18 protein-coding genes are annotated in these 21,891 nt (G+C 71.0%); 7 read left to right on the top strand and 11 right to left on the bottom strand.

Translation table 11 applies throughout. The features are described 5' to 3' along the window. Positions 1-41 precede the first annotated feature (41 nt). Genes AC0IY0_RS16090 through AC0IY0_RS16100 form a run of 3 tightly spaced genes read left to right on the top strand, consistent with a single transcriptional unit; the run spans position 42 to position 2,141 of the window. Entirely contained in the window at positions 42-674 is a 633-nt protein-coding gene (locus tag AC0IY0_RS16090; protein WP_147910918.1) for an alpha/beta hydrolase, read from the top strand. A 38-nt stretch (positions 675-712) separates the two neighbouring features. Continuing rightward, positions 713-1,132, top strand: coding sequence for a DoxX family protein (locus AC0IY0_RS16095; protein WP_147939862.1), 420 nt, complete (start codon positions 713-715; stop codon positions 1,130-1,132). Between the two features lie 31 nt (positions 1,133-1,163). After that, the gene (locus tag AC0IY0_RS16100; RefSeq protein WP_471764578.1) at positions 1,164-2,141 is read left to right on the top strand and encodes a Gfo/Idh/MocA family protein; all 978 of its coding nucleotides are present in this window, start codon (positions 1,164-1,166) and stop codon (positions 2,139-2,141) included. Positions 2,142-2,289: 148 nt separating this feature from the next. On the opposite strand, the gene AC0IY0_RS16105 is transcribed toward AC0IY0_RS16100, so the two are convergent. Genes AC0IY0_RS16105 through argJ form a run of 3 tightly spaced genes read right to left on the bottom strand, consistent with a single transcriptional unit; the run spans position 2,290 to position 4,681 of the window. Further along, complete coding sequence (locus AC0IY0_RS16105) at positions 2,290-2,718, bottom strand: (deoxy)nucleoside triphosphate pyrophosphohydrolase (protein ID WP_147910215.1); 429 nt, start codon at positions 2,716-2,718, stop codon at positions 2,290-2,292. Next, positions 2,715-3,434, bottom strand: coding sequence for an SIMPL domain-containing protein (locus AC0IY0_RS16110; RefSeq protein WP_471764580.1), 720 nt, complete (start codon positions 3,432-3,434; stop codon positions 2,715-2,717). Before AC0IY0_RS16110 ends, AC0IY0_RS16105 begins: the two co-directional genes overlap by 4 nt. Then, the gene (argJ, locus tag AC0IY0_RS16115) at positions 3,431-4,681 is read right to left on the bottom strand and encodes a bifunctional glutamate N-acetyltransferase/amino-acid acetyltransferase ArgJ (protein WP_147910213.1); all 1,251 of its coding nucleotides are present in this window, start codon (positions 4,679-4,681) and stop codon (positions 3,431-3,433) included. Before argJ ends, AC0IY0_RS16110 begins: the two co-directional genes overlap by 4 nt. 238 nt (positions 4,682-4,919) lie before the next feature. Between argJ and AC0IY0_RS16120 the strand changes: the two genes are divergently transcribed. Both AC0IY0_RS16120 and AC0IY0_RS16125 read left to right on the top strand, forming a co-directional pair. Continuing rightward, positions 4,920-5,357, top strand: coding sequence for a response regulator (locus tag AC0IY0_RS16120; protein WP_147941188.1), 438 nt, complete (start codon positions 4,920-4,922; stop codon positions 5,355-5,357). A 622-nt stretch (positions 5,358-5,979) separates the two neighbouring features. After that, positions 5,980-7,929 (top strand): methyl-accepting chemotaxis protein, encoded by a 1,950-nt coding sequence (locus AC0IY0_RS16125; protein ID WP_471764619.1) that lies wholly within the window; start codon positions 5,980-5,982, stop codon positions 7,927-7,929. Between the two features lie 263 nt (positions 7,930-8,192). Here the strand turns inward: AC0IY0_RS16125 and AC0IY0_RS16130 are convergent, their stop codons facing one another. From AC0IY0_RS16130 to AC0IY0_RS16160, 7 genes are all read right to left on the bottom strand, one after another. Next, the gene (locus AC0IY0_RS16130; RefSeq protein WP_471764582.1) at positions 8,193-9,029 is read right to left on the bottom strand and encodes a TetR/AcrR family transcriptional regulator; all 837 of its coding nucleotides are present in this window, start codon (positions 9,027-9,029) and stop codon (positions 8,193-8,195) included. 94 nt (positions 9,030-9,123) lie between these two features. After that, entirely contained in the window at positions 9,124-9,954 is an 831-nt protein-coding gene (gene proC, locus AC0IY0_RS16135) for a pyrroline-5-carboxylate reductase (RefSeq protein WP_471764584.1), read from the bottom strand. Then, positions 9,951-10,460 carry a type III secretion system chaperone family protein gene (locus tag AC0IY0_RS16140; RefSeq protein ID WP_147856750.1) on the bottom strand — a complete coding sequence of 170 codons (510 nt, stop codon included), beginning with the start codon at positions 10,458-10,460 and terminating at the stop codon, positions 9,951-9,953. Before AC0IY0_RS16140 ends, proC begins: the two co-directional genes overlap by 4 nt. 289 nt (positions 10,461-10,749) lie before the next feature. After that, complete coding sequence (locus AC0IY0_RS16145; RefSeq protein ID WP_147910210.1) at positions 10,750-11,034, bottom strand: accessory factor UbiK family protein; 285 nt, start codon at positions 11,032-11,034, stop codon at positions 10,750-10,752. Between the two features lie 167 nt (positions 11,035-11,201). Next, on the bottom strand, positions 11,202-11,450 hold the full coding sequence (locus AC0IY0_RS16150; protein ID WP_147941189.1) for a hypothetical protein: 249 nt from the start codon (positions 11,448-11,450) through the stop codon (positions 11,202-11,204). A 132-nt stretch (positions 11,451-11,582) separates the two neighbouring features. Next, positions 11,583-12,299, bottom strand: coding sequence for a PhoH family protein (locus tag AC0IY0_RS16155; protein WP_147910209.1), 717 nt, complete (start codon positions 12,297-12,299; stop codon positions 11,583-11,585). 412 nt (positions 12,300-12,711) lie between these two features. Then, the gene (locus AC0IY0_RS16160) at positions 12,712-15,075 is read right to left on the bottom strand and encodes an ATP-dependent helicase (protein ID WP_471764587.1); all 2,364 of its coding nucleotides are present in this window, start codon (positions 15,073-15,075) and stop codon (positions 12,712-12,714) included. 223 nt (positions 15,076-15,298) lie between these two features. On the opposite strand from AC0IY0_RS16160, the gene AC0IY0_RS16165 reads away from it, so the two are divergent. Together AC0IY0_RS16165 and AC0IY0_RS16170 are read left to right on the top strand one after the other, a co-directional pair. Beyond that, on the top strand, positions 15,299-18,739 hold the full coding sequence (locus tag AC0IY0_RS16165) for an AsmA protein (RefSeq protein ID WP_471764589.1): 3,441 nt from the start codon (positions 15,299-15,301) through the stop codon (positions 18,737-18,739). A 403-nt stretch (positions 18,740-19,142) separates the two neighbouring features. After that, entirely contained in the window at positions 19,143-19,637 is a 495-nt protein-coding gene (locus tag AC0IY0_RS16170) for a DUF4304 domain-containing protein (RefSeq protein WP_471764621.1), read from the top strand. Between the two features lie 84 nt (positions 19,638-19,721). Here the strand turns inward: AC0IY0_RS16170 and AC0IY0_RS16175 are convergent, their stop codons facing one another. Beyond that, entirely contained in the window at positions 19,722-21,857 is a 2,136-nt protein-coding gene (locus tag AC0IY0_RS16175) for a S9 family peptidase (RefSeq protein ID WP_471764591.1), read from the bottom strand. Positions 21,858-21,891: the final 34 nt, after the last annotated feature.

Raw genomic sequence — 21,891 nt, forward strand, 5'->3', positions numbered from 1 at the left:
AACGGAGCGGAGGCGCCAACCATGCCACCCGTGAGGTCGCCATGACCCAAGATTCCCTCGGCTTGATCCACCTGTTCGAACCCGGCGCCGCCGACGCCCCGCCGCTGCTGCTCCTGCACGGGACCGGCGGCAACGAGCACGATCTCCTGCCGCTCGGCCGGATCGTGGCCCCGGGCGCCGCCCTGCTGTCGCCCCGCGGGGCGGTGACGGAGAACGGCATGCCGCGGTTCTTCCGGCGCCTGGCCGAGGGTGTGTTCGACGAGGCCGACCTGCGCCTCCGCACCGCGGAGCTCGCCGCCTTCGTGGCCGCGGCGCGGAAGCGCTACGGGATCGCCGCCCCCGTGGCGCTCGGCTTCTCCAACGGTGCCAACATCGCCGCCGCGCTGCTGATGCTGGCGCCTGAGGTGCTGGCCGGCGCCGTGCTGATCCGCCCGATGGTGCCGCTCTCCGAGCCGCCCGTCGCCGACCTGGCGGGCAAGCCGGTGCTGATGCTCTCCGGGGCGATGGATCCGATCGTCCCCGCCGAGAACGCCGGCCGGCTGGCCCACCAGCTCACAGCGGCCGGCGCCGCGGTGGCGCACCGGGTCGTGCCGGTCGGCCACGGCCTGTCCCAGGCCGATGTCGGCCTCGCGGCGGACTGGATCCGCGGCCTCGCCCGACCGGGCGCGGCCTGATCCGCGCCAACGTCCCCACCTTGAACCGGAGTATCGCCATGGCTTCCCCGATCGCCCCCGCCGCCGCCGCCGTCGCCGCCCTCTTGCCGGTATCCGGCCGGCTCCTGATGAGCGCCCTGTTCCTGGTGAGCGGGGTCGGCAAGCTCGCCGCCCCGGAGGCGACGCTCGCCACCATCCGGGCCGCCGGCCTGCCGCTGCCGGAGGTCTCGTTCGCGGCTGCCGCCCTGGTGGAGGTCCTGGGCGGCCTGCTGCTGATCCTCGGCTACCGGACCCGGCTCGTCGCCCTCGGGCTCGCCGGGTTCGCGGTGGCCACCGCCCTGACCTTCCACACGGCGCTGGCAGACCCGAACCAGATGTTCCATTTCCTGAAGAACCTCGCCGTGGCGGGCGGCTTGCTTCAGGTCGCGGCCTTCGGGGCCGGCCCGTTCAGCCTCGACGCCCGGCAGGGCCGGATCTGACCGGGCGCCGTCACCAGCACAGGGACCAGGAATGACCACGACCGACGCGCCGCTCGCCCTCGGGATCATCGGCGCGGGCATCATGGGCGAGCGCCTGATCGCCGCCCTCCACGGGGCGCCGGATTCGCCGGTTCGGGTCGCCGCCCTGTGGGATCCGTCGCCGGAGGCCCTGGCCCGGGTCGGAGCGGCCTTCCCGGCGGTGCCGCGGGTCGCCGACGCCGCCGCGGTCGTGGCGGCGAGCGCCTGCGTGTACGTCGCCTCGCCGCCGGCCTCGCATCTCGGCTACGCCCGGGCCGCGCTGGCCGCCGGCCGGACCGTGTTCTGCGAGAAGCCCCTGGCGGTCGACCTCGCCGAGGCCCGCGCCTTCGTGGCGTCCGCGGGGGCGGCCGGGGCGGTGAACTTCCCGTTCGCCTCCTCGCCCGGCGTTGCGGCGCTGCAGCGCTGGATCGCCGACGGCGCGGTCGGGACGCCCCGGCGGCTCACCATCGCGGTGGCCTTCGCCCGCTGGCCGCGCCCCTGGCAGGCCGACGCGGCGCGCTGGCTCGACGCCCGGGCCGAGGGCGGCTTCACCCGCGAGGTGGTCTCGCACTTCCTGTTCCTCAGCCACCGCCTGTGCGGGCCCCTCCACGGGCTCGCCGGCACGGTCGCGTTCCCGGAACCCGGCCATTCCGAGCGGGCGATCGACGTGACGCTCACGGCGGGCGACGTCCCGGTCACGCTCACCGGCCGGGTCGGCGGGGTCGCGGAGGACGACCGCAACACCTGGACGCTCGAAGGCGATGCCGGCGCGATCCGCCTGCGCGACTGGGCCATCGCCGAGCGCCGCGCCCCGGACGGGACCTTCATCCCGGCCCCCGACGCGCTGCCCAACGCGGAGGTTCGCCCGATCGCGCTGCGCCGCCAGCTCGACGGCGTCGCCCGCATGACCCGCGGCGAACCCCACCATCTCGCCACCCTCGCGGAAGCGCTCGCCGTGCAGGAGGTGGTGGAGGGGATTCTGGCGCTGTGAGGTTTTGGAGGTCGGCGGGCCGAGATGTTCCGACTCGCTGCCGGATGAGCGCTCAGGCCAACCCCGGGCACCTCTCCCTCCCCCCTCTGCGGGGGAGGGAAGGCGCACGTACCTTCTTCCGCGCTCGAAAGGACGGCTTTCGCCCGCTTTACCCCCCCAGCAGCTCCACCAGGAACGGGATCAGCGGCGTGTCGGCCGGGGGCATGGCGAGGTCGCGCAGGGCCTTCGGGCGGACCCATTTGAGCGCCTGGCCCTCCATCGGGCGCGGCGTGCCCGACCAGCGCCGGCAGACGTAGAGCGGCATCAGCAGGTGGAAGTCCGGATAGGCGTGGCTGGCGAAGGTCAGGGGCGCCAGGCACGGCTCCTCGACCCGGATGCCGAGTTCCTCCGACAGCTCCCGGATCAGGGTCTCCTCCGGGCGCTCGCCGGCCTCGACCTTGCCGCCGGGGAACTCCCACAGGCCGGCGAGCTGCTTGCCCGCCGGGCGCTCGCTCACCAGGATCCGGCCGTCGACGTCGACCAGCGCCACCGCGACCACCAGCAACAGGCGCAGGGCGGGCGTCCCGGGCCCGCTCACGGCGCCACCGCGAAGGTGGCCGAGACCTCGGAGGAGAGCTGGATCGTGCCGGCCTCGACCGGGACGCGCCGGCCCTTGGCCGCCATCGGCGCCGCCAGCGCCCGGCTGAAGACCGGCGGCGGCGGGACCGCGCCCCCCGCGGTGGTGAGCACGCAGACCGGCCCGAGCTTGGCGCCGAGCGCCTCGGCCAGGGCCTCGGCCCGGGTCCGGGCATCGCGCGCGGCGGCGATCTGGAGGGCCGATTCGGCCTTGTCGGGCTCGCGCAGGCCGAAGCTCACCCCGTCGATCCGGTTCGCGCCCGCATCGAGCGCCTGGCGCAGCAGGTCGCCCAGGCGGTCCATGTCGGCGAGGCGCACGGTCACGGTGTTGCCGGCGCGGTAGCCGTCGGGCTCCTCGGTGACGAGGCCGCCCGGCCGGGTCACGGAGCGCGCGCCGGCCTGGAGCGTCACCGCGGCGGTGCCGATGTCGGCGGGCGGCACGCCGAGCGCCCGCGCCTGCGCCGAGACGCCGGTTACCGCCTTCGAGGCGGCGTCGAGGGCCGCCGCCGGGGTCGCGCCCCGCGCCTCGATCCCGACCGTGACCTCGGCGAAGTCCGGTGCCCGCGCCTCCGCGGCGTGCCCGACGACGCTGATGCGGCGCTTGCACGCGTCATCGTCGGCGTGCGCCCGGGCGGGCAACAGGGCGAGCAGGAGAAGGCCGGCGAGGCCGGCCCTCACGAGCGGTAATCCCCGTTGATCTCGATGTAGGCCTTGGTCAGGTCGCAGGTCCAGACGCGGGCCTGGCCCTCGCCCAACCCGAGATCGACCCGGATCCCGATCTCGGGCTCGCGCATCACCGCGCTGGCGGCGTCCTCGCTGTAATCCGGGTCCCGGGCGCCCTGGACGGCCACGCGCACGTCGCCGAACCAGATCGCGAGCCGGTCCCGGTCGGCGGGCTCGCCGGCCTTGCCCACCGCCATCACCACCCGGCCCCAATTGGCGTCCTCGCCGGCCACCGCGGTCTTCACCAGCGGCGAGTTGGCGATCGACATGGCGATCTTGTGCGCGGAGGCGTCGCTCTCGGCGCCCGTGACCCGCACGGTGACGAACTTGCGCGCGCCCTCGCCGTCCTTGGCGACGAGCTGGGCCAGCTCGATCAGCAGGCCGTCGAGCGCCGCCTTGAAGCCGGCCAGCCGCGGGTCGGCCGCGTCGGCGATCTCGGCGTTGCCGGCCTTGGCGGTAGAGAACAGCAGCAGGGTGTCGGAGGTCGAGGTGTCGCCGTCCACCGTCACGCAGTTGAAGCTGGTCCTGGTGCCCGCGCTCAGCAGCGCCTGGAGGGCGGCCTGCGGCAGGGCGGCGTCGGTGAACACGAAGGCCAGCATGGTCGCCATGTCGGGGGCGATCATGCCCGCGCCCTTGGCGATGCCGTTGATGGTGACGCGCACGCCCGCGATCTCGGCGGTCCGGGTCGCGAGCTTGGGGAAGGTGTCGGTGGTCATGATCGCCCGGGCGGCCTCGGCCCAGGCGGCCGGGCCGTCCGTGGCGCGGGCGGCGCAGTCGGCCAGCACGCCCTCGAAGCGCTCGGCCGGCAGCGGCTCGCCGATCACGCCCGTGGAGGCGACGTAGACCTCCCGGTCGCCGCAGCCGGCCGCCTGCGCGGCGATCTGGACGGTCTTGGCCACCGCCTCCCGGCCGAGCCGGCCCGTGAACGCGTTGGCGTTGCCCGAATTGACCACCAGGGCCCGGGCCGGTCCGTGGGCCAGGGCCTCGCGGCACCAATCCACCGGCGCCGACGGGCATTTCGAGCGGGTGAACACGCCGGCCGCGCGGGTTCCGGCGGCGAGGTCGACGTAGAGCACGTCGGTCCGGCCGCTGTAGCGGATGCCGGCCTGCGCGGTGGCGATCCGCACGCCCGGGAGCGGCGGCAGCTCCGGCACCGCGCGCGGCGCCAGCGGAGAGACGGGCGGGGATTTCGCGGACGACATCGACTCAAAGCTCCGGCAGCGCGCGGGGCGTCCCGCGGCGGCCCGGTGTTGCCCGCGCGACCCCGGCGCCGTCAACCGCACGCCGCCGCCCGGGGCTGCTGCCTAAGCGTGAGGCTGCACGCGCTTTGGGCAGTGCCGCCGCCGAATGCGGCGTCTTCGCGGCGGCAGACTTGCGCGGGGCTCGGTTCCCGGCATAGCATGGTGCATCGCAATGCCAGAGCGAGGTCGAGTGCGGACGATGCCCACAACCGACGTCGAGACGGCCTCCGGCAGGCTGCCCCAGGGCGTCTGCTACCGGATCCAAGTGCTGGTCGTCGGCCGCCATAAGCGGTGGCGCGACGAGATCTCCACCGAGATCCGGATGCTGGGCTATCAGGTGACCGCCTGCGACCGCGGCGTCGACGCCATGACGGTGCTGGCCCTCGGGCTGCCCGTGGACGTGATGGTGGTGGATGCCGCCCTGCAGGGCGGCGGCCTGTGCTGCGCGCAGCTCGCGGTCGAGGCGCGGGCCCTGCGCCCGGGCCTGCGCATCGTCCTGTCCAGCGACCCGATCGATCCGCCGCCGCAGGAAGCCTCGGTGCTGGTTCCGGACGCCCTGTTCATCCAGCGCGAGCAGTTCCAGGACGGGATGGTCGCGAGCCTGATGCGCGAGGCGCTGGCCGACCGCGCGGCCTGACGGGCCTGTATCCCGCCCACCGATTCGCGAGTCCCGTACCCCCGAGACTTGTTGCCTGACCCAGCGCGGCGTGGATGTCGGGAGGTTCCGCCGCGCGTCGAATCGGTCACCATTCCGCGCGTCGGGATGTCGTCCGGGGCGGGTGCCGTACCCCCGGATCCCGGGGAGCGCGCCGGCGATGCACCGGTCGTCACCACGAAAAGCTGACCCGGTGCCATCCTGGTTCGTCTGCTTGTCGCCGACACCTGGCACGTAAAGTTTCCTGGCTATGCATTTGAAAACTAGATAATTCAGCCCGCTGATCTCGATGTATCGATAAGTTTCATCTCGTTTCGGAAAGAGCCCGGATCAGAAAGATAATGATTTTTCTTTTATCAAATCACGCACGCGGCGAACATGCATTTGGAGAATGTGGGGCGCATCACAAAGCATGATTGGCCCGCCAGTATCAGATTTTGATAATTTATCTTTTAACTATTATCGTGATTTGCGAATTAATCTTGACACATGAATGTCATTCGACTGACTTTTATGGGTGCCGTGCCCATCGATGGTACGCATCAATGAAAGTTGTACGCCTGTGACCTTGGGAATCCGCCACCGGCTCTATGCCGGCTTTGCGATGCTTGTGCTGATCGCTGCCGGCATAGGTGCCTTCTCGCTTCATCAGCAAAGCACGATCGACGGGTATTACGACGCGCGCTCTCGTCTGGACCAAGGTTCGCGGTCGATCCTCGCGATCAGCAACCTCGCCCTCCGCCTGACCGGCGCCGCAGAGAAGTACCGCTTCGAGTCGGATCCCGCGCAGGTCGCCGCGATCGAGCAGATGCGCCAAGCGATCGAGGCCGCGAGCATCAACCACCTCGTGGCGACCCCGAGTGAAGAGCGGCGCAAGATCTACGGTGAGATCCGCGACGAGGCGCGGGCCCTGAGGCCGGGACTGGAGCGACTCGCGGCGGCCGGCTCGACGTTGACCGAAACCAGAACCGCCATGTTTGCGGGTGGGGATCAGCTCACGCGCTTCGCCGACGCACTGATCGCCGAGGCGCGCGACCGTGCCGACGACGCATTGATCTATCGGGTTCAGGCGGTCGAGAACGCCGTGCTGCGGACCCGGCTCGCCGCCGCGCGCCTCACGATCAGACTGCGTCCGGAGGATCGGGGCGTCTTCGCGGAGGCTGTCGAGCAGACCCGCGCCGCCTTGCGGGCGTTCGAGACGGGCGGCGCAACACTCATGCCGATGGTCACGGCCATCGCCAAAGCGCTGGATACCTATGCCGGCACCGTTACTGCCTATGACGACGCGGCGAGTAACGTCAAAGCGACCTTCGAGCGTGGTATCAAGTCGCAAACCGACAAGATCGAACAGCACGCCGAGACGGCGCGCACGAGGGTGATGTCCCAGGTCGCCGAGATTTCGGCGACGACGTCGGCCGCGGTGGCGAGTGCACAGCGGGGGCAGATCGGCCTGATCGGCCTGACCGTGGGGGTCGGTGGTCTTCTGGCCTTCCTGATCGCCCGCAGCGTCATCCGGCCGGTCGCCGGCATGACCGACGCGATGAAGCGCCTCGCCGAGGGCGACACCGCTGTCGAGGTTCCTGCGCCGAGGGCCAGGGACGAGATGGCCGAGATGGCCAAGGCGGTGGACGTGTTCCGCCAGAACGCCATCGTCCGCGCCGAGTTGGAAGCTGCCCAGGCCGCCGAGCAGGCGACCCGCCTGAGCCGGGCCGAGCGGGTCGACCAGCTGGTCCGCGCCTTCCAGCAGAACGTCGCCGCCTCGCTCGAGGTCGTCACCGGGGCCGCCACGGAACTCGATGCCACGGCGCGCTCGATGACCCAGGTCGCCGACGACACCAACACCCAGGCGGTGGCCTCCAGCGCCGCCGCCGAGCAGGCCTCCACCAACGTCCAGACCGTGGCGGCCGCCGCCGAGCAGATGGTCGCGTCGCTGCAGGAGATCGAGCGGCAGGTGATCCGCTCCAACGAGGTCGCGGGCCACGCGGCCCACGAGGCCGAGGCCACCAACACCGCCATGGCCAGCCTGCGGCTCGCCTCCGAGCAGATCGGCGCCGCGGTGACGACGATCTCGGGGATCGCCGGCCAAACCAACCTGCTGGCCTTGAACGCCACGATCGAGGCGGCCCGCGCCGGCGAGGCCGGCCGCGGCTTCGCCGTGGTCGCCGCCGAGGTGAAGGAACTGGCCGGGCAGACCGCCAAGGCCACCGAGGAGATCGGCGGCCAAATCGCGGCGATCCAGGCGGCCACCCATCAGGCTGCCGCCGCGATCGAGCAGATCGCCCGCACGATCGCGGCGGTGAACGAGATCAGCGGCTCGATCGCCTCGACGGTGGTGCAGCAGACGGCGGCGACGAGCGAGATCTCGCGCAACGCCGGCGAGGCCGCCCGCGGCACCCGCGACGTCTCGTCCAACGTGGCCCAGGTGCTGGCCTCCTCCGGGGAGACCGGCAGCGCCGCCACGCAGGTGCTGCACGCGGCGTCCCAGCTGGCCTCGCAATCCCAGAAGGTCCGCCAGGAGGTCGACGGCTTCCTGCGGGGCATCCAGGCGGCCTGAGGCGGGCGCGCGGCCTGCCGCGGGGCGCTCGTTCCGCTGTCGGGTGATTCCCTCCCTCCACCCCATCCCGAGGTGGAGGCGCTGGTCGCACGCACCACAGCACGCGGCGCGCGTGGCTTCGTACGGCGCGTCCGGCGGCAAGCGCTTGCAAAGAGGCGCTTGCCCATCCCCGCAAGGGAAGGAGCGTGCGTTCCGCCTTTCACGGGCGATATGAAACCCGCAAGGTCGGGGCGTCGCTCTGCGACGTCCCGACCAACGCGGCGCTAGATCGCCGCCGCGGGATCCGTCTCGTCGCCGTCCGGCGCGCGCCGGGCGCTGGGACGCCGGTCGAGGAGGGACCGGCCGAGCGCGCGCAACGGCGCGGTCAGCCGACGGGCATCCTCGGCGCGCTCCATGAGGCGCTCGCCGTTGCGGATCTCCTTGTCGAGCTTGGCCATCGTCCGGGCGAGCGCCGGATCCTCGTCGTCGAGCCAGACCTGGGTGACGCGGGCGAACGCGATCACAACGCCCTGGAGCTTGAGCTGGCCCAGCGGCCCCTCGGTGTCGATCCCGGCCGCCGCCAGCATGTAGCGGTGCGAGTTCAGCATAACGCTGTTGAGCGCCAGCATCGACAGCGGCTCGCCGCGCAGCGCGTAGGCGATCCGGCGGAGCGCCGGCTTGTAGGGGGTCATCGCGTCGAGCCGGCGCATCAGCACGTCGAACAGGCGCTCGCGGGTCGGCTCCTCCTCGAGGCCGGCGCTGTCGCCCTCCAGGACCTTGCGGTCGATGATCCGGGTCAGGCCGCCGAGCACCGCACCCTTCGACGGGAACAGGTCGCGCAGTTCCGCAAGCGTCAGACCCGCCTCCCGGGCGATGTCGCCGATCTCGATGTCATTCCACGGCTGCTCGGCGGCGAGCCGCATCAGCGCCTCGACCGCCGCCTCGCGGGGCGACGGCTTCGGCGCGGAGCCGGACTGCGCCGATTCGGGATGCGCCGATTCGGGCTGTGCGGAGGTCTCCGGCGCCGTGCCGGCCCGGCTGGCCTGATCCGGGGCCGTACCGTCCTGCGGGGTGCTCGCGCCCTTGCGGGTACGCTTCGACGGGGCTCTGGTCTCGGTCATGGGTCTGTCGCCCGCTCCTGTCGGTCGTCGAGCCCCTATCTAGGCACGGCGGCGGCGATGGGCAGGGCCGTCGCGCGGCGATGCCGCACGGATGTCAGCCGGCGAGCTCGGCAGCCCGGCGCCGGGCCGCCGCCACGGCCTCGCGCATCAGCGGCGCCAGGCCGTCCGGCCGCATCAGCACGTCGAGGGCCGCGGCCGTGGTGCCGCCCGGGGAGGTGACGTTGCGGCGCAGCTCGGCCGCCTCGGCCGGGCTGGCGTCGAGGAGCGCCCCGGCGCCCGAGACCGTGGCCCGCGCCAGGGTCCGGGCCACGTCCGGATCGAGCCCGGCGGCGATCCCGGCCTCGGCCAGGGCCTCCGCCAGCAGGAACACGTAGGCCGGTCCGGAGCCCGACACGGCGGTCACGGCGTCGATCTGGGCCTCGTCGGCGAGCCACGCCACCGCGCCGTTGGCGGAGAACAGCGCGTCGGCCGCGTCGCGCTGGGCCGGCGTCACCTCCGGGCTCGCGCAGGCGCCGGTGGCGCCCCGGCCGATGCTGGCCGGGAGGTTCGGCATGGCCCGCACCACGGCCCGGGCCCGGGGCAGCCGGGCGCGCAGATCCGCGACGGTCTTGCCCGCCAGGATCGACACCAGCAGCGTGTCGCGGCCGATCAGCCGGTCGAGGCCGGGGGCCGCCGCCTCCAGGCCCTGCGGCTTGATCGCCAGCACCAGCACGGCGCCGGGCTCGGCCTCCGCCGGGTTCAGCCGGATCCCGCACGCGCTGCACAGCTCGGCGATCTCGCGGGACGGCACCGGGTCGATGATGGTGGTGGCGTGGGGATCGAGGCCGGATTCGAGCCAGCCCGCCAGCATCGCCCCGCCCATCTTGCCGGCCCCGGCCAGGACCAGGGAGGGCGGCATCCGCGCGGCGTCGGGGGCGGCCGTCACGCCTCGCCTTCGGTCTCGAACAGCACGGCGTCCAGCGCCTCGCGGGCGCTCTTGCCGGCCCAGAGCACGAACTGGAACGCCTGGAAGTAGCGCTCGCAGGCGTCCACGGCGGTCTTCATCATGGTGGAGCATTGCGGGTGGGTCGGCACCGCGCCGCCCGCCAGCAGCAGCGCGTGCCGGAACATCACCACGCTGTCGCTCGACCATAGATCGAAATGGCCGATCCAGAGCTGCTCGTTGATCATCGCGATCAGGCGCAGCACCTCGGTGCGCTGCCGCTCCGGCACCTTGAGGTCGAAGGCGCAGGCCACGTGCAGGGCCTCGACATCCTCGATCCAGGTGAACGCCACATGGTAGTCGGTCCACCGGCCGGGGCTGGTGATCGACATCTCGTCGGTCTCGGCCCGGTCGAAGATCCAGTCGCGCAGGGACGCCAGACGCTCGACGACGTCGAGCGGATGCTCGTTCCGGTCAGGGTCGTGGAAGTCGACGTGGAGAAGCGGCATGACGATCCAAAGGGACGGCCCGGAATCGATCCAGCCCGACGTGACGGGGACGCGAGAAGGAGTGTGAGAACACTCCGAGAACTTGCTACGACCGTCAGAGACGGGCCGGGGTGACGCGATCGACTGTCAAAGCGCTGCGGACATCGCCTGGCAGCCGTCGAATCACCCTATGCCTGACTATAGACCGGCCGTGACTCGCGACACAAAGTGCAGGTCACGCTCGGTGAACAGGAAACGAAATCGTCGGCTGCGCTTCCTGTGCAAAAGCCTGAAGCGTTGCCGTGCGGACTCAGATCGCCTCGCTGAGCCCCGCCACGCCGGCCGCGGCGGTGCCGGATTTGGCCTCGAGGGCGGTCACCCGGGCGGTGAGCGCGTCGTTCTGCGCCCGCAGGTTGGTCACGAGGTCGCGCAACACGTCGAGCTCCTCGCGGGAGGCGATGTCGAGGTCGCGCACGAGGCGCTCGGCCTGCGCCTTGACCACGGTCTCAGCCTCGCGGCGCACGCCCTGGGCGGCGCCGGCCGCGTCGGTCATCAGGCGGGCGAGGTCGTCGAACAGTCGGTTCGAGGGGGGCATCGTGGTCTCCCGGATCGGCCGGCTGCCGCTTCGGCCGCCTGACTGCGCGATTCGAGATCACGAGATAGGAATCCGCTCGATGCGGAGCAACGCCCGAAACGCGGTCCTGGCGGCGAAGCGAGGCCCGGAGGCGGGGAAGCGAGGCCCGGAGGCCCCGCTTCGCGGCATCACATGTGGCGCATCGTCCGGCGGTGCATGTGCCGGCGCATCATCCGGCGCTCCATGCGCCGGTGCATCATCCGGCGCTCCATGCGGCGATGCATCATACGGCGCTCCATCGGCGTCACGCGGACCTGGGTGACGGCGTCCGGCGCGGCGATCGCCGAGGGCATGGCCGGGGCGGCGCTGGCGGGCTGGACGAGGGCGGCACCGCCCAGCGAGGCCAGCACGGCGAAAGCGAAAGTCAGTTTCCTCACGAGGAGACTCCAATGTTCTGATATCCGGGCATGGCGCCCGGTTCATCCTCCCGGACGGGAGGTTCGGAGAGTCGTCTCGTGCCGGTGAGGGCACGGCGGGCCCGCGAGGACCCGCCGCCATCAACTTCTGGGTTAGAGATTCGTTTCCTCGAACGCCTTCACCCATTCGGCGCAGATCCCGGAGCGGACGATGTCGTCGCGGGTGAACTCCACCACCGGGATCGGCATCATCCGGCTCTTGATCAGGTGCATCACCGTGCGCAGGCCCGAGGTCTCGCGCAGGTCGGTCTGGGAGACGTCGCCGTTGATGATGACCTGGCAGTCGTCGCCGATCCGGGTCAGGAACATCTTGATCTCGGCGGTGGTGGTGTTCTGCGCCTCGTCCAGGATTACCAGGCAGTTCTTGAAGGTGCGCCCGCGCATCACCTCGAACGGGACGATCTCGATGTCGCCGGTCTTGAGCGCGATCTCGAAGGCGGCTTGGCCCATGCGCTCCTTCATGGCCTCGGTGAGCGGGGCGACCCAGGGGGCGATCTTCTCCTCCAGGGTGCCGGGGAAGAAGCCGAGCGAGCGGCCCGAGGGCACGTTCGGGCGGGTGATCACGACCTTGGAGATGCGGCGCTGGCGGAGCTGGTCGGCGGCGCGGGTCCCGGCGATGTAGGTCTTGCCGGTGCCGGCGGGCCCGAGGACGATCACCTGCGGGGCGCTGGCCAGGGCGTCGAGATATTCGGCCTGGCGGTCGGTGAGCGGTTGGATCGGGCTGAGGTTGCGTTCTTCGTCGAAGCGGGTGCGGTGAATACGGGGCGTGCGGTCTTCAACCAGTTCAAGTCGTGTGCGGCGTCGCTTCATGGATCAACACTCCAACGGGACTTGCCAACCTGGATCTGTCGATGAACTGCCGTTTACCTTGGTGCTCCCGGAGTTACACTATTCCGAAACTAATTCCGGCGCCATGCCGAAGGTTCCGCCCCGTGCTATTCGCCTGTGGAGAGCGTCACGCCGCCTCGCCCGGGGTCGAATACGCTGTGCAAGCGTCGCACCAACGCGATTCGCACGGGACGTTTGCGCGGCGGGTGTGACCGGGGGGTGACGGTCGGTGCCGCGCCGCCGGAAATGCCGGGACGCTGGCAAGATGGCATCAGGTCGAGGGCCGGGGACACGGGCGGGCGCGGCCATCCGGCACGACCGCGCTTCGTCCGGCCAGCACGGGCGAAGCCGGCCGACCCTGTGGCCCGCGAACGCCCGGGCCCGGTCGGCGGGGCTAGCTCGATCCAGCCTGGATGAAGCTGTCGAGGACCATCTTCCGGCCGGCCTTGTCGAAGTCGACGGTGAGCTTGTTGCCGTCCACGCCCGCGATGGTCCCGGGGCCGAACTTCATGTGGAAGACCCGCTGGCCGTCCTTGAACGCGGACGGCGTACCGCTCGACTTGGCGATCAATTCGCCCTCGATCTGGCGCGGGCCGCCCGACCGTCCGCCGGGCGCGGTGCCGAAGCCGGACCGGCTCCCGGCGCCGGAGGCGGTGTTGGCCTGGGCGCGCTGCCAGCCGGGCGTGCCGTAGCTCGATCCGAACGGCGTCGGGTTGCGGTCGAACCGCGAGGCGCCGGCCGAGAAATGCGCGGGCGCCTCGACCACGTCGACGGCCGATTCCGGCAATTCGTCGATGAACCGGGACGGGATGGTCGAGGACCACAGGCCGTGGATCCGCCGGTTGACTGCAAACGACAGCTTCGCCCGCTTGCGCGCCCGGGTGAGGCCGACATGGGCGAGGCGGCGCTCTTCCTCCAGGCCGGCCCGGCCGCTCTCGTCGAGCGCCCGCTGGTTGGGGAACAGGCCGTCCTCCCAGCCGGGCAGGAACACGGTGTCGAATTCCAGGCCCTTGGCGGCGTGGAGCGTCATCAGCGAGACCCGCTCGGCGCCCTCGGCCTCGGAGGCCTCCATCACCAGGGAGACGTGCTCCAGGAAGGCCGCCATGTCGGGGAACTCCTCCATCGAGCGGACGAATTCCTTCAGGTTCTCCAGGCGGCCGGCGGCGTCGGCGGAGCGATCCTTCTGCCACATCTCGGTGTAGCCGGATTCCTCCAGGATGGTCTGGGCGACCTCGCTGTGCGGCTGGGTCTCGACCAGCCGGGCCCACCGCGAGAAACTCTCGGTGAGCGCCCGCAGGGTGGCGCGGACCCGGGGCTTCAGCTCGTCGGTCTCGCACAGGCGCTGGGCGGCGATCAGCAGCGGCAGGCGGTTGGCCCGGCCGAAGGTGTGGAGCTGCTGCAGGGTGGCGTCGCCCAGGCCGCGCTTGGGCGTGTTCACGATCCGCTCGAAGGCGAGGTCGTCGCTGACGTTCATGGTGACGCGCAGGTAGGCCAGCGCGTCGCGGATCTCGGCCCGCTCGTAGAAGCGCGGACCGCCAATCACCCGGTAGGGCAGCCCGAGCTGGACGAACCGGTCCTCGATCTCGCGCATCTGCGCCGAGATCCGCACCAGCACGGCGATCTCCGACAGGGGGTGCTGCTTGGATTGCAGGGATTCGATCGCTTCGGCGAGCTGGCGGGCCTCCTCCTCGGAATCCCAGGCGCCGGTCACGGTGACGCGCTCGCCCGGCTCGTCCTCGGTGCGCAGCGTCTTGCCCAGCCGGCTCTCGTTCTTGGCGATCAGGCCCGAGGCGGCGGCCAGGATGTGCCCGGTGGAGCGGTAGTTGCGCTCCAGCCGCACCACCACGGCGCCCGGAAAATCGTGCTCGAACCGCAGGATGTTGTCGACCTCGGCGCCGCGCCAGCCGTAGATCGACTGGTCGTCGTCGCCCACGCAGGCGATGTTCTTGCGGGTCTGCGCGAGCAGCCTGAGCCACAGGTACTGGGCGACGTTGGTGTCCTGGTACTCGTCGACCAGGATGTAGCGGAACCGGTCCTGGTAGGTGGCCAGGACGTCCGGGTTCTCGCGCCAGAGCTTGAGGCACAGGAGCAGAAGATCGCCGAAATCGACGGCGTTCAGCGTCGCGAGCCGGGCCTGGTAGGCGGTGTAGAGCGTGCCGCCCTTGCCGAACGCGAAGGACGCGGCTTCGCCCGGGGGTACCTGATCGGGCGAGAGCCCGCGGTTCTTCCAGCCGTCGATGGTGTGGGCCAGGGCGCGTGCCGGCCAGCGCTTCTCGTCGATGTTCTGGTCGGCGATCACCTGCTTCATCAGGCGCAGCTGGTCGTCGGTGCCCAGGATCGTGAAGTCCGACTTCAGCCCGACCAGCTCGGCATGCCGGCGCAGGATCTTGGTGCCGATGGCGTGGAAGGTGCCGAGCCAGGGCATGCCCTCGCCGGCGGGGCCGATCAGCGCGCCGATCCGGAGCTTCATCTCCCGGGCGGCCTTGTTGGTGAAGGTCACCGACAGGATGTCGAACGGGCGGGCGCGGCCGGTGGCGATCAGGTGGGCGATCCGGGTGGTCAGCACCCGGGTCTTGCCGGTGCCGGCCCCGGCCAGCACCAGCACCGGGCCTTCCGTCGCCTCGACGGCGCGGCGCTGCTCGGGGTTGAGCCCTTCGAGATAGGCGGCGGCGTCCCGCCGGAGGGCGCCCATGGCGCGGGCGGCGATGGAGGTCGGAGCGCCGTCCCCGGCGGGCTGCGCGTGCGGGCCATTCTGCATTCCGCTTCCCTGGACCAAATCGCGAACGGCGTCGAGGCCATTCGGTCCGGAGCCGCTGCAGCTCCGAGGGGGGATCGCCCGTGCGGGGCGCGGCCGGCAGCGCCTCTGGCGCCGTCCGGGACTTATCGTGCTATGGCCGGTGACAGGTTGCCCAGGGGGGCACGCGACGGCGGGGCATCGCGATGGTGCCGGCCCGCGCGGAAAAGAGTGCGGAACGGGTAGCGTGCGTGATCTTCTGACCGCGCTGGCGGGCGCCGTCATCCTGGTTCTCGTCGCGGCTCTGGCCGTTCCGCCCGTCATCGATTGGCAGGCCCAGCGCGCGCTCGTCGACCGGGGCCTGACGCGGTCCCTCGGGGTGCCGGCCCGGACCGACGGCCGGATCGAGGTCCGGCTCCTGCCCTCGCCGCGGCTGCGGATCGACCGCCTGCATCTCGGGGCCGATCCGGCCCGCCCGACCCTCGACGCCCGCTTCGTCAAGGCCGAGATCGCCCTGACGCCACTGCTGAAGGGCGAGTTCCGCTTCACCGAGACGCGAATCGGACGGGCCGAGATCAAGCTCCCGGTGGTGGCCAGCGAGGCCCTGCGGATCCCGCCCGATCTCGGCGAGGCCCTGCGCGCCCGCGACTTCGCCATCGAGGACCTGCACGTCCAGCAATTCCTGGTGACCACCCAGGTGCCGGCCACCGGCCGGACCGACCAGCTCTACGTCCAGGACCTGCACCTGCAGACCCCCGCGCTCGTCGGGCCGTGGCGGGTCGAGGGCACCAGCGGCGGCGTCCCGTTCCGGGCGGTGAGCGGGACCCCCGGGGCGGACGGGCGGCTCGCCGTGAAGATCGCCGGCGGCGGCGACGCGCATCCCCGCTTCGAGGCCGACGCCCGGTTGGGCCTCGTCCCCACCGAGTCCGACGGGGCGGTCATCGAGTCCGAAGGCTCGGCCCGCCTGGTGGTCGGCCCGCCGACCCAGGCGGCCGGCCCCTACCTGCCGTTCTCGCTCGGGGGCAGCTTCAAGGCCCGGGGCACCCAGGTCCGGTTCGAGGGCGTCGAGCTGGCGATCGATCCGGGCGGCCGGGCGCTGCGCCTGGGCGGCACCGGACGGCTCGACCTGCGCCAATGGCGCGCCGGCCTGACCCTGGAGGCCCGCCGGCTCGACCTCGACGCCTTCCTGACCTCCCCGGAGGGCCAGAACCTGATCGGCCGCGGGCTGCCGGGCGCCGGGGCCGGGTTGCCGGCCATGCTCGACCTCGACCTGTCGGTGGGCAGCGCGGTCCTGGGCGGCGAGGAATGGTCGAACCTCGCGCTCGCCGGCACCGTCGAGCGCGCGGGCGGCCTGCTGCTGCGCCGCCTGACCGCGACCGGACCCGGCGACGCGACCCTGACCGTCAGCGGCCAGGTCGAGGCGGCGCCGCTGCGCCTCACCGGTCCCGTGGCGCTGGTCGCGGCCGATTCCGACCCGCTCGGGCGCTACCTGCGCCGGCTCGGCGTCGAGGGCCCCCTGACCGCGCTCCTCGACGGGCGCAGGGTCGAGGCCGCGGCGGACCTCGCGGCGGCCGCCTCCAGCCTGTCCGTGCGCAACCTGCGCCTCGCGCTGGGGGCGGCCCGCGTCACCGGCAACGCCCGCTACACCGCCGCGGAAGCCGGCGCGCGCGGGCGGTTCGACGCCCAGATCCGCGCCAGCGGCATCGACATCGCCGCCCTGCCGCCGCTCGGGACGACGCTCGGCAGCCTGCGCGACCACGACCTCGCCCTCACGCTGGAGGCCAAGGACGTGCGCTACGGGCCCGCCGGCTCCGGCAACGGCACGATCGCGGCCAGCATCCAGTCGGACGGGTCGAGCCTGGTGGTCGACAGCCTGGATGTGACCGACCTCGCGGGCGCCAGCGCCAAGCTGTCCGGCCGGATCGGCGCGGACGGGACCGGCCGCGTCTCCGGCCGCCTGAAGGCCCCCGTGGCGGCCCCGCTGCTCGGCCTGCTCGAACGGGTCTGGGTCGGCGAGATCCGCCTGCTGCCCGCGTTCCTGCGCGAGGCACCCCTCGACCTCGCCGTGACCCTGGACCGGGAGGGCGGCGCGTCCGACGCCCTGCGCAGCCAGATCAAGGGCAGCGCCGGCGGCGGCACCCTCGACCTGACGCTGGCGAGCCGCGGCACGCGGATCGAGGGCGGAACCGCGACCCTCGCGGCCCCCCGGGCGGGTCTCTGGTTCGGGCGCACCGACATCCCCGGATTGCAGCAGCCGGCCGAGCTGCGCCTCAGCGCCGAGCGGCCGGACGCCGACATCCTCGCGCTGACCGTCGACGGCACGCTCGCCGGCCTGAAGCTCGCCACCGCCCGGCCGATCCTGGTGGGGTCCGACGCCCTGCCGGGGGCCGGCGAGATCCGGGCCGCCACCGCCGACCTCGCCCCGTTCCTGACCCTGGCCGGGGCCGCGCGCCTGGCGCCGGGCGTGTGGCCGGCCGACCTGACGTTCGTCCTCGCCAAGGACGGCAGCGACATCGCCGCCGACACCACCGGGACGGTCGCGGGCGCGGCCCTGGGCGGCCGGCTGCAGCGGGCCCCGGGCGGGGCGCTGCGCGGCCGGCTCAGCTTCGACCGCCTGTCGGTGCCGCAGCTGGCGACGGCGCTGCTGCTGCCACCGGATCCGGCCAAGGCCGACCGCTTCGGCCCGGTCCCGCAGGCGCTCGCCCCCCTCGCGCTCGAGGCCCGTGTCGCGACCCTCGACCTCGGCCGCGGCCTCGCCGCTACGGAGGCCGGCCTGGCCCTCGGCCTTGCGGACGGCGTCCTGACCCTGCGCAACCTGACGGGCAAGCTCGCCGGCGGGCGGATCGCGGGCTCGGCCACGCTCACCCGTCGGGGCGCGGAGGCGTCGGTCACCGGCGAGGGCGCCCTCGACGACGTGGCCCTCTCCGCCCTGGCCGGCGGTCCGATCGGCGGACGCCTGACCGCGTCCGCGCGCTTCGTCACCACGGCCGAGACCGCCCCGGGCCTCGCCGACAACCTGTCCGGCAGCGGCAGCCTCACCCTCAAGGATCTGAGCGTTCCGGGGGCCGACCCGGCGTCGCTCGGTCGCGCGCTCGCCCGGGCGGTGGAGATCGACGATCCCCTCCGCGAAGGCCGGCTCCAGGCCCTGGTGGCCGAGGAACTCGCGAAGGCCGGCGCCCAGGCGAAGGCGCCCGCGCGCAGCCCGGCCACCCTCGTGGGCGGGGTCCTGCGGGCCGGGCCCCTCGACCTCGATTTCGGGGCCGCCCGCTGGTCCGGCACCCTCGGCTACGACCTGCGCGGCGGCCGGCTCGACGCCCGCGGGCTCCTGTCCGGCGGCCCGGTCCCCCGCGGCTGGAGCGCCGGCCCCCCGGCCGTCCAGCTCGGCTTCACCGGGTCCCTCGCGGCCCCCGAGCGCGTGCTCGACGTCGGCGCCCTGTCGAACGGGCTCGCCGCCTTCGTGCTCCAGCGCGAGTTGGACACGATCGAGCTGACCGAGGCCGACCAGGTCGAGCGCCAGCGCCGCCGGGCCCGGATCGAGATGGACCGCGCCCGCGCCGCCGCCCTCAAGGCCGCCGCCGACAAGGCGGCGGCGGACGCGGCGCGACAGATGCGTGATCGAGGAGAAGCGAACGAGAACCCTGCGGTCGCACATCCTCAGGATGCAATGCCGCCGGAAGCACGGCCATAATCAAGTATATCCGACGTTTCGCAAATTCAGCGACTGCAAAATTTACGACTTTATTGCCCTGAGGTAATTTTGTGGTGTTCCGCGCCTCATATCGAAATGGCTGCTCCAACTAAGCAATTTAAGGTTTGAGGCTGATCGATTTTGCGGTATTTATAACGATCCGAGTAATATATTAACCCATCATTTGTCCTATCTGGATTTGAGTTCAATGATATATGGATCAGAGCATGTTCAAGTGCTCAATAAAATTCAAAAAAATGTATTTGAAAATATAAAATCATTCGATTTTCGTAGTAGAAGACGAAGTCTAATGAGATTGGTTGATGGCGATATTCAGCATTTAATCGATTTCCAGGCGGGAAGATATAATGTCGGGCCGCCATCTCCTACGGAAATATTGTAACTGCGACCAAATTTATACGGAAAATTTACCATAGAAATCGCTGTATTTGTGCCGGAAGTATTCGAAAGAATGAGCTTTAAGCTACGTTCTCGTAATTCCGTGAACTGCACGCATTGTCAGATTCGCCGCCGGCTCAGTTTAATTGCGTCGAATGACGATATCTGGTGGGACCTATCTGATAATATTGATTTATTGACGGACAAAGCGATTTGCTTGATAAATGAGTTTGGCATACCATTTCTGAATAGATTTTGTTCGCGGTACACAATAATTGAAGAGCTAACCGAATCTATATACAAAAAAGATAAAATATCATCGGCTCCTCTGCTTGATGTTGCGATGATCTACTGGAAGCTAGGTAAGCTTGACGACGCAAAGAATGCGTTGACAGATCATTTGATTGATCATCGAAAGAATTTTGGTCACCCGCAGCATGAGGTCTATGTTCGTCATTTGTCATCTGAACTTGGGTGTGGCGAATTAAATGTTGCCTAAGAATTTAATCTTGCGCAATCTGCGCCATAGGATTGCAAAAATGCTCAATTTTTTGCAATCCTGATAGCTTTTTAGGTAGCGCCCCTACACCCTCCCCACCACCATCAGCGCGAAGGCGTAGATCAGCGCCACCTCCTCCAACCGGTCGAAGCGGCCGGCCGCGCCGCCGTGGCCGGCTTCCATGTTGATGCGCAGGAGGATCGGGCCGCCGCCGGTCAGGGTGGCGCGCAGGCGGGCGACCCATTTGGCCGGCTCCCAGTAGGTCACGCGCGGGTCGGTGAGGCCGCCGAGCGCCAGGATCGCCGGGTAGTCCTTGGCGGCGACGTTGTCGTAGGGCGAGTAGGACAGGATCGTCTCGAACGCCGCCACGCTCTCGGCCGGGTTGCCCCATTCGGGCCATTCCGGCGGGGTGAGCGGCAATTCCGCGTCCAGCATGGTGTTGAGCACGTCCACGAACGGCACGTCGGCGACGATGCCGGCGAACAGCTCCGGGGCGAGGTTGGCGACCGCGCCCATCAGCATGCCGCCGGCCGAGCCGCCATGGGCGACGATGCGCTTCTCGGCCGTGTAGCCGGCCGCGATCAGCGCCCGCCCGCAGGCGATGAAATCCGTGAAGGTGTTGGGCTTCTTCTCGCGCTTGCCGTCGAGGTACCAGCGCCAGCCCTTCTCGGTGCCGCCGCGGATATGCGCGATCGCGTAGACGAAGCCGCGGTCGACCAGGCTGAGCAGGTTCGTGCGGAACCTGGCCGGCATCAGCGTCCCGTAGGAGCCGTAGCCGTAGAGCAGGAGCGGCGCCGAGCCGTCGAGCGCCAGGTCGCGGCGGTGCAGGAGCGAGATCGGCACCTGCTCGCCGTCCGGGGCGGTGGCGAACAGCCGGCGGGTCACGTAGGCGGCCGGATCGTGCCCGGACGGCACGCTCTGGCGCTTGCGCAGGGTCCGCTCGCGGCTGTCGCAGGCATAGTCCCAGGTCTCGGACGGCGTCGTCATGGACGAGTAGACGAAGCGGATCGTCGCCGTGTCGAACGCGTGGCCGCCCCGCAGGCCCAGCGCGTAGGCCTCCTCGGCGAACGCCACCGTGTGCTCGCCGTCATCCGCGAGGTCGCGCACGATGATCCGCGGCCGCGCGTTCTCGATCTCGAGGCGGACCAGGTGGCCGGCCAGCAGGTGCAGGTGGCGGATCATCACCCCGGGCCGGTGGGGCACGAGGTCGGTCCAGTTGGCCCGGCCCGGGTCGTCGAGCGGCGCGGTGACGATCTTGAAGTCCTCGGCGCCGTCCGCGTTGGTGCGGATGTAGAGCCGGTCGCCCCGGTGCTCGACGTCGTAGATCAGCAGCGGCTCGCGCGCCTGCACCAGGCGCAGGGCGGCCGACGGCGCGTGCCGGTCGAGCAGCCGGACCTCCGAGGTCTCGTGGTCGCTCGCGGTCACGTCGAGGAACGCGCCCGATTGGGTGCGCCCGATATGGACGAAGTAGCCGGCATCCGCCTCGGTGTAGAGCGTCTCGTCGTCCGCCTGCCCGGTGCCGATCCGGTGGCGCATGACCTTGGCGGGGCGGTGGTTGGCGTCGAGGGCCACGTACCAGAAGCTGTGTCCGTCCGCGGCCCAGACCGCCTCGCCGGAGGTGGCCTCGACCCGGTCGTCGAGGTCGAGCCCGGTGGCGAGGTCGCGCACCCGGATCGTGTAGAGTTCCGAGCCCTTGGTGTCGGCGCTCCAGGCGAGCCGGCCGTGGTCGTCGGAATGGACCGCGGCGGCGATCTCGAAGAACGGCAGCCCCTCGCCCTCGCGGTCGCCGTCGATCAGGATCGTCTCGTCCGGGTCGGGGCCCGACTCCGGCACGTTCGGCGCGGTCGAGGGCCGGCGGCAGACCAGCGGGTGCTGCCCGCCCTCCCGGTGGCGGGTGTAATAGGCGTAGGGCCCGTCGGGATCGGGCACGCCGCTCTCGTCCTCCTGGATGCGGCCGCGCATCTCGGAGACCAGATTCTTGCGCAGGTCGGCGGCGCCGGCGAGCGCGGCCTCCGCGAAGGCGTTCTCGGCCTTGAGATAGGCGGCGATGTCGTCGGGCAGGGCGGCGGGGTCCTTGAGGACCGCCTGCCAGTTCTCCGCTTTCAACCACGCGTAGTCGTCGACGATCTCCCGGCCGTGGACGCTGAAGCGCCGTGGCCGGATCTCGGCGACCGGCGCCCCGGTCCGGTGAGCAAGAAGGCCGCGCCCGATATCCGTCATCGTCTCTCCCGCCGGGTTCCGTCACGCCCGGTCT

Source organism: Methylobacterium sp. AC315 (assembly GCF_979253755.1).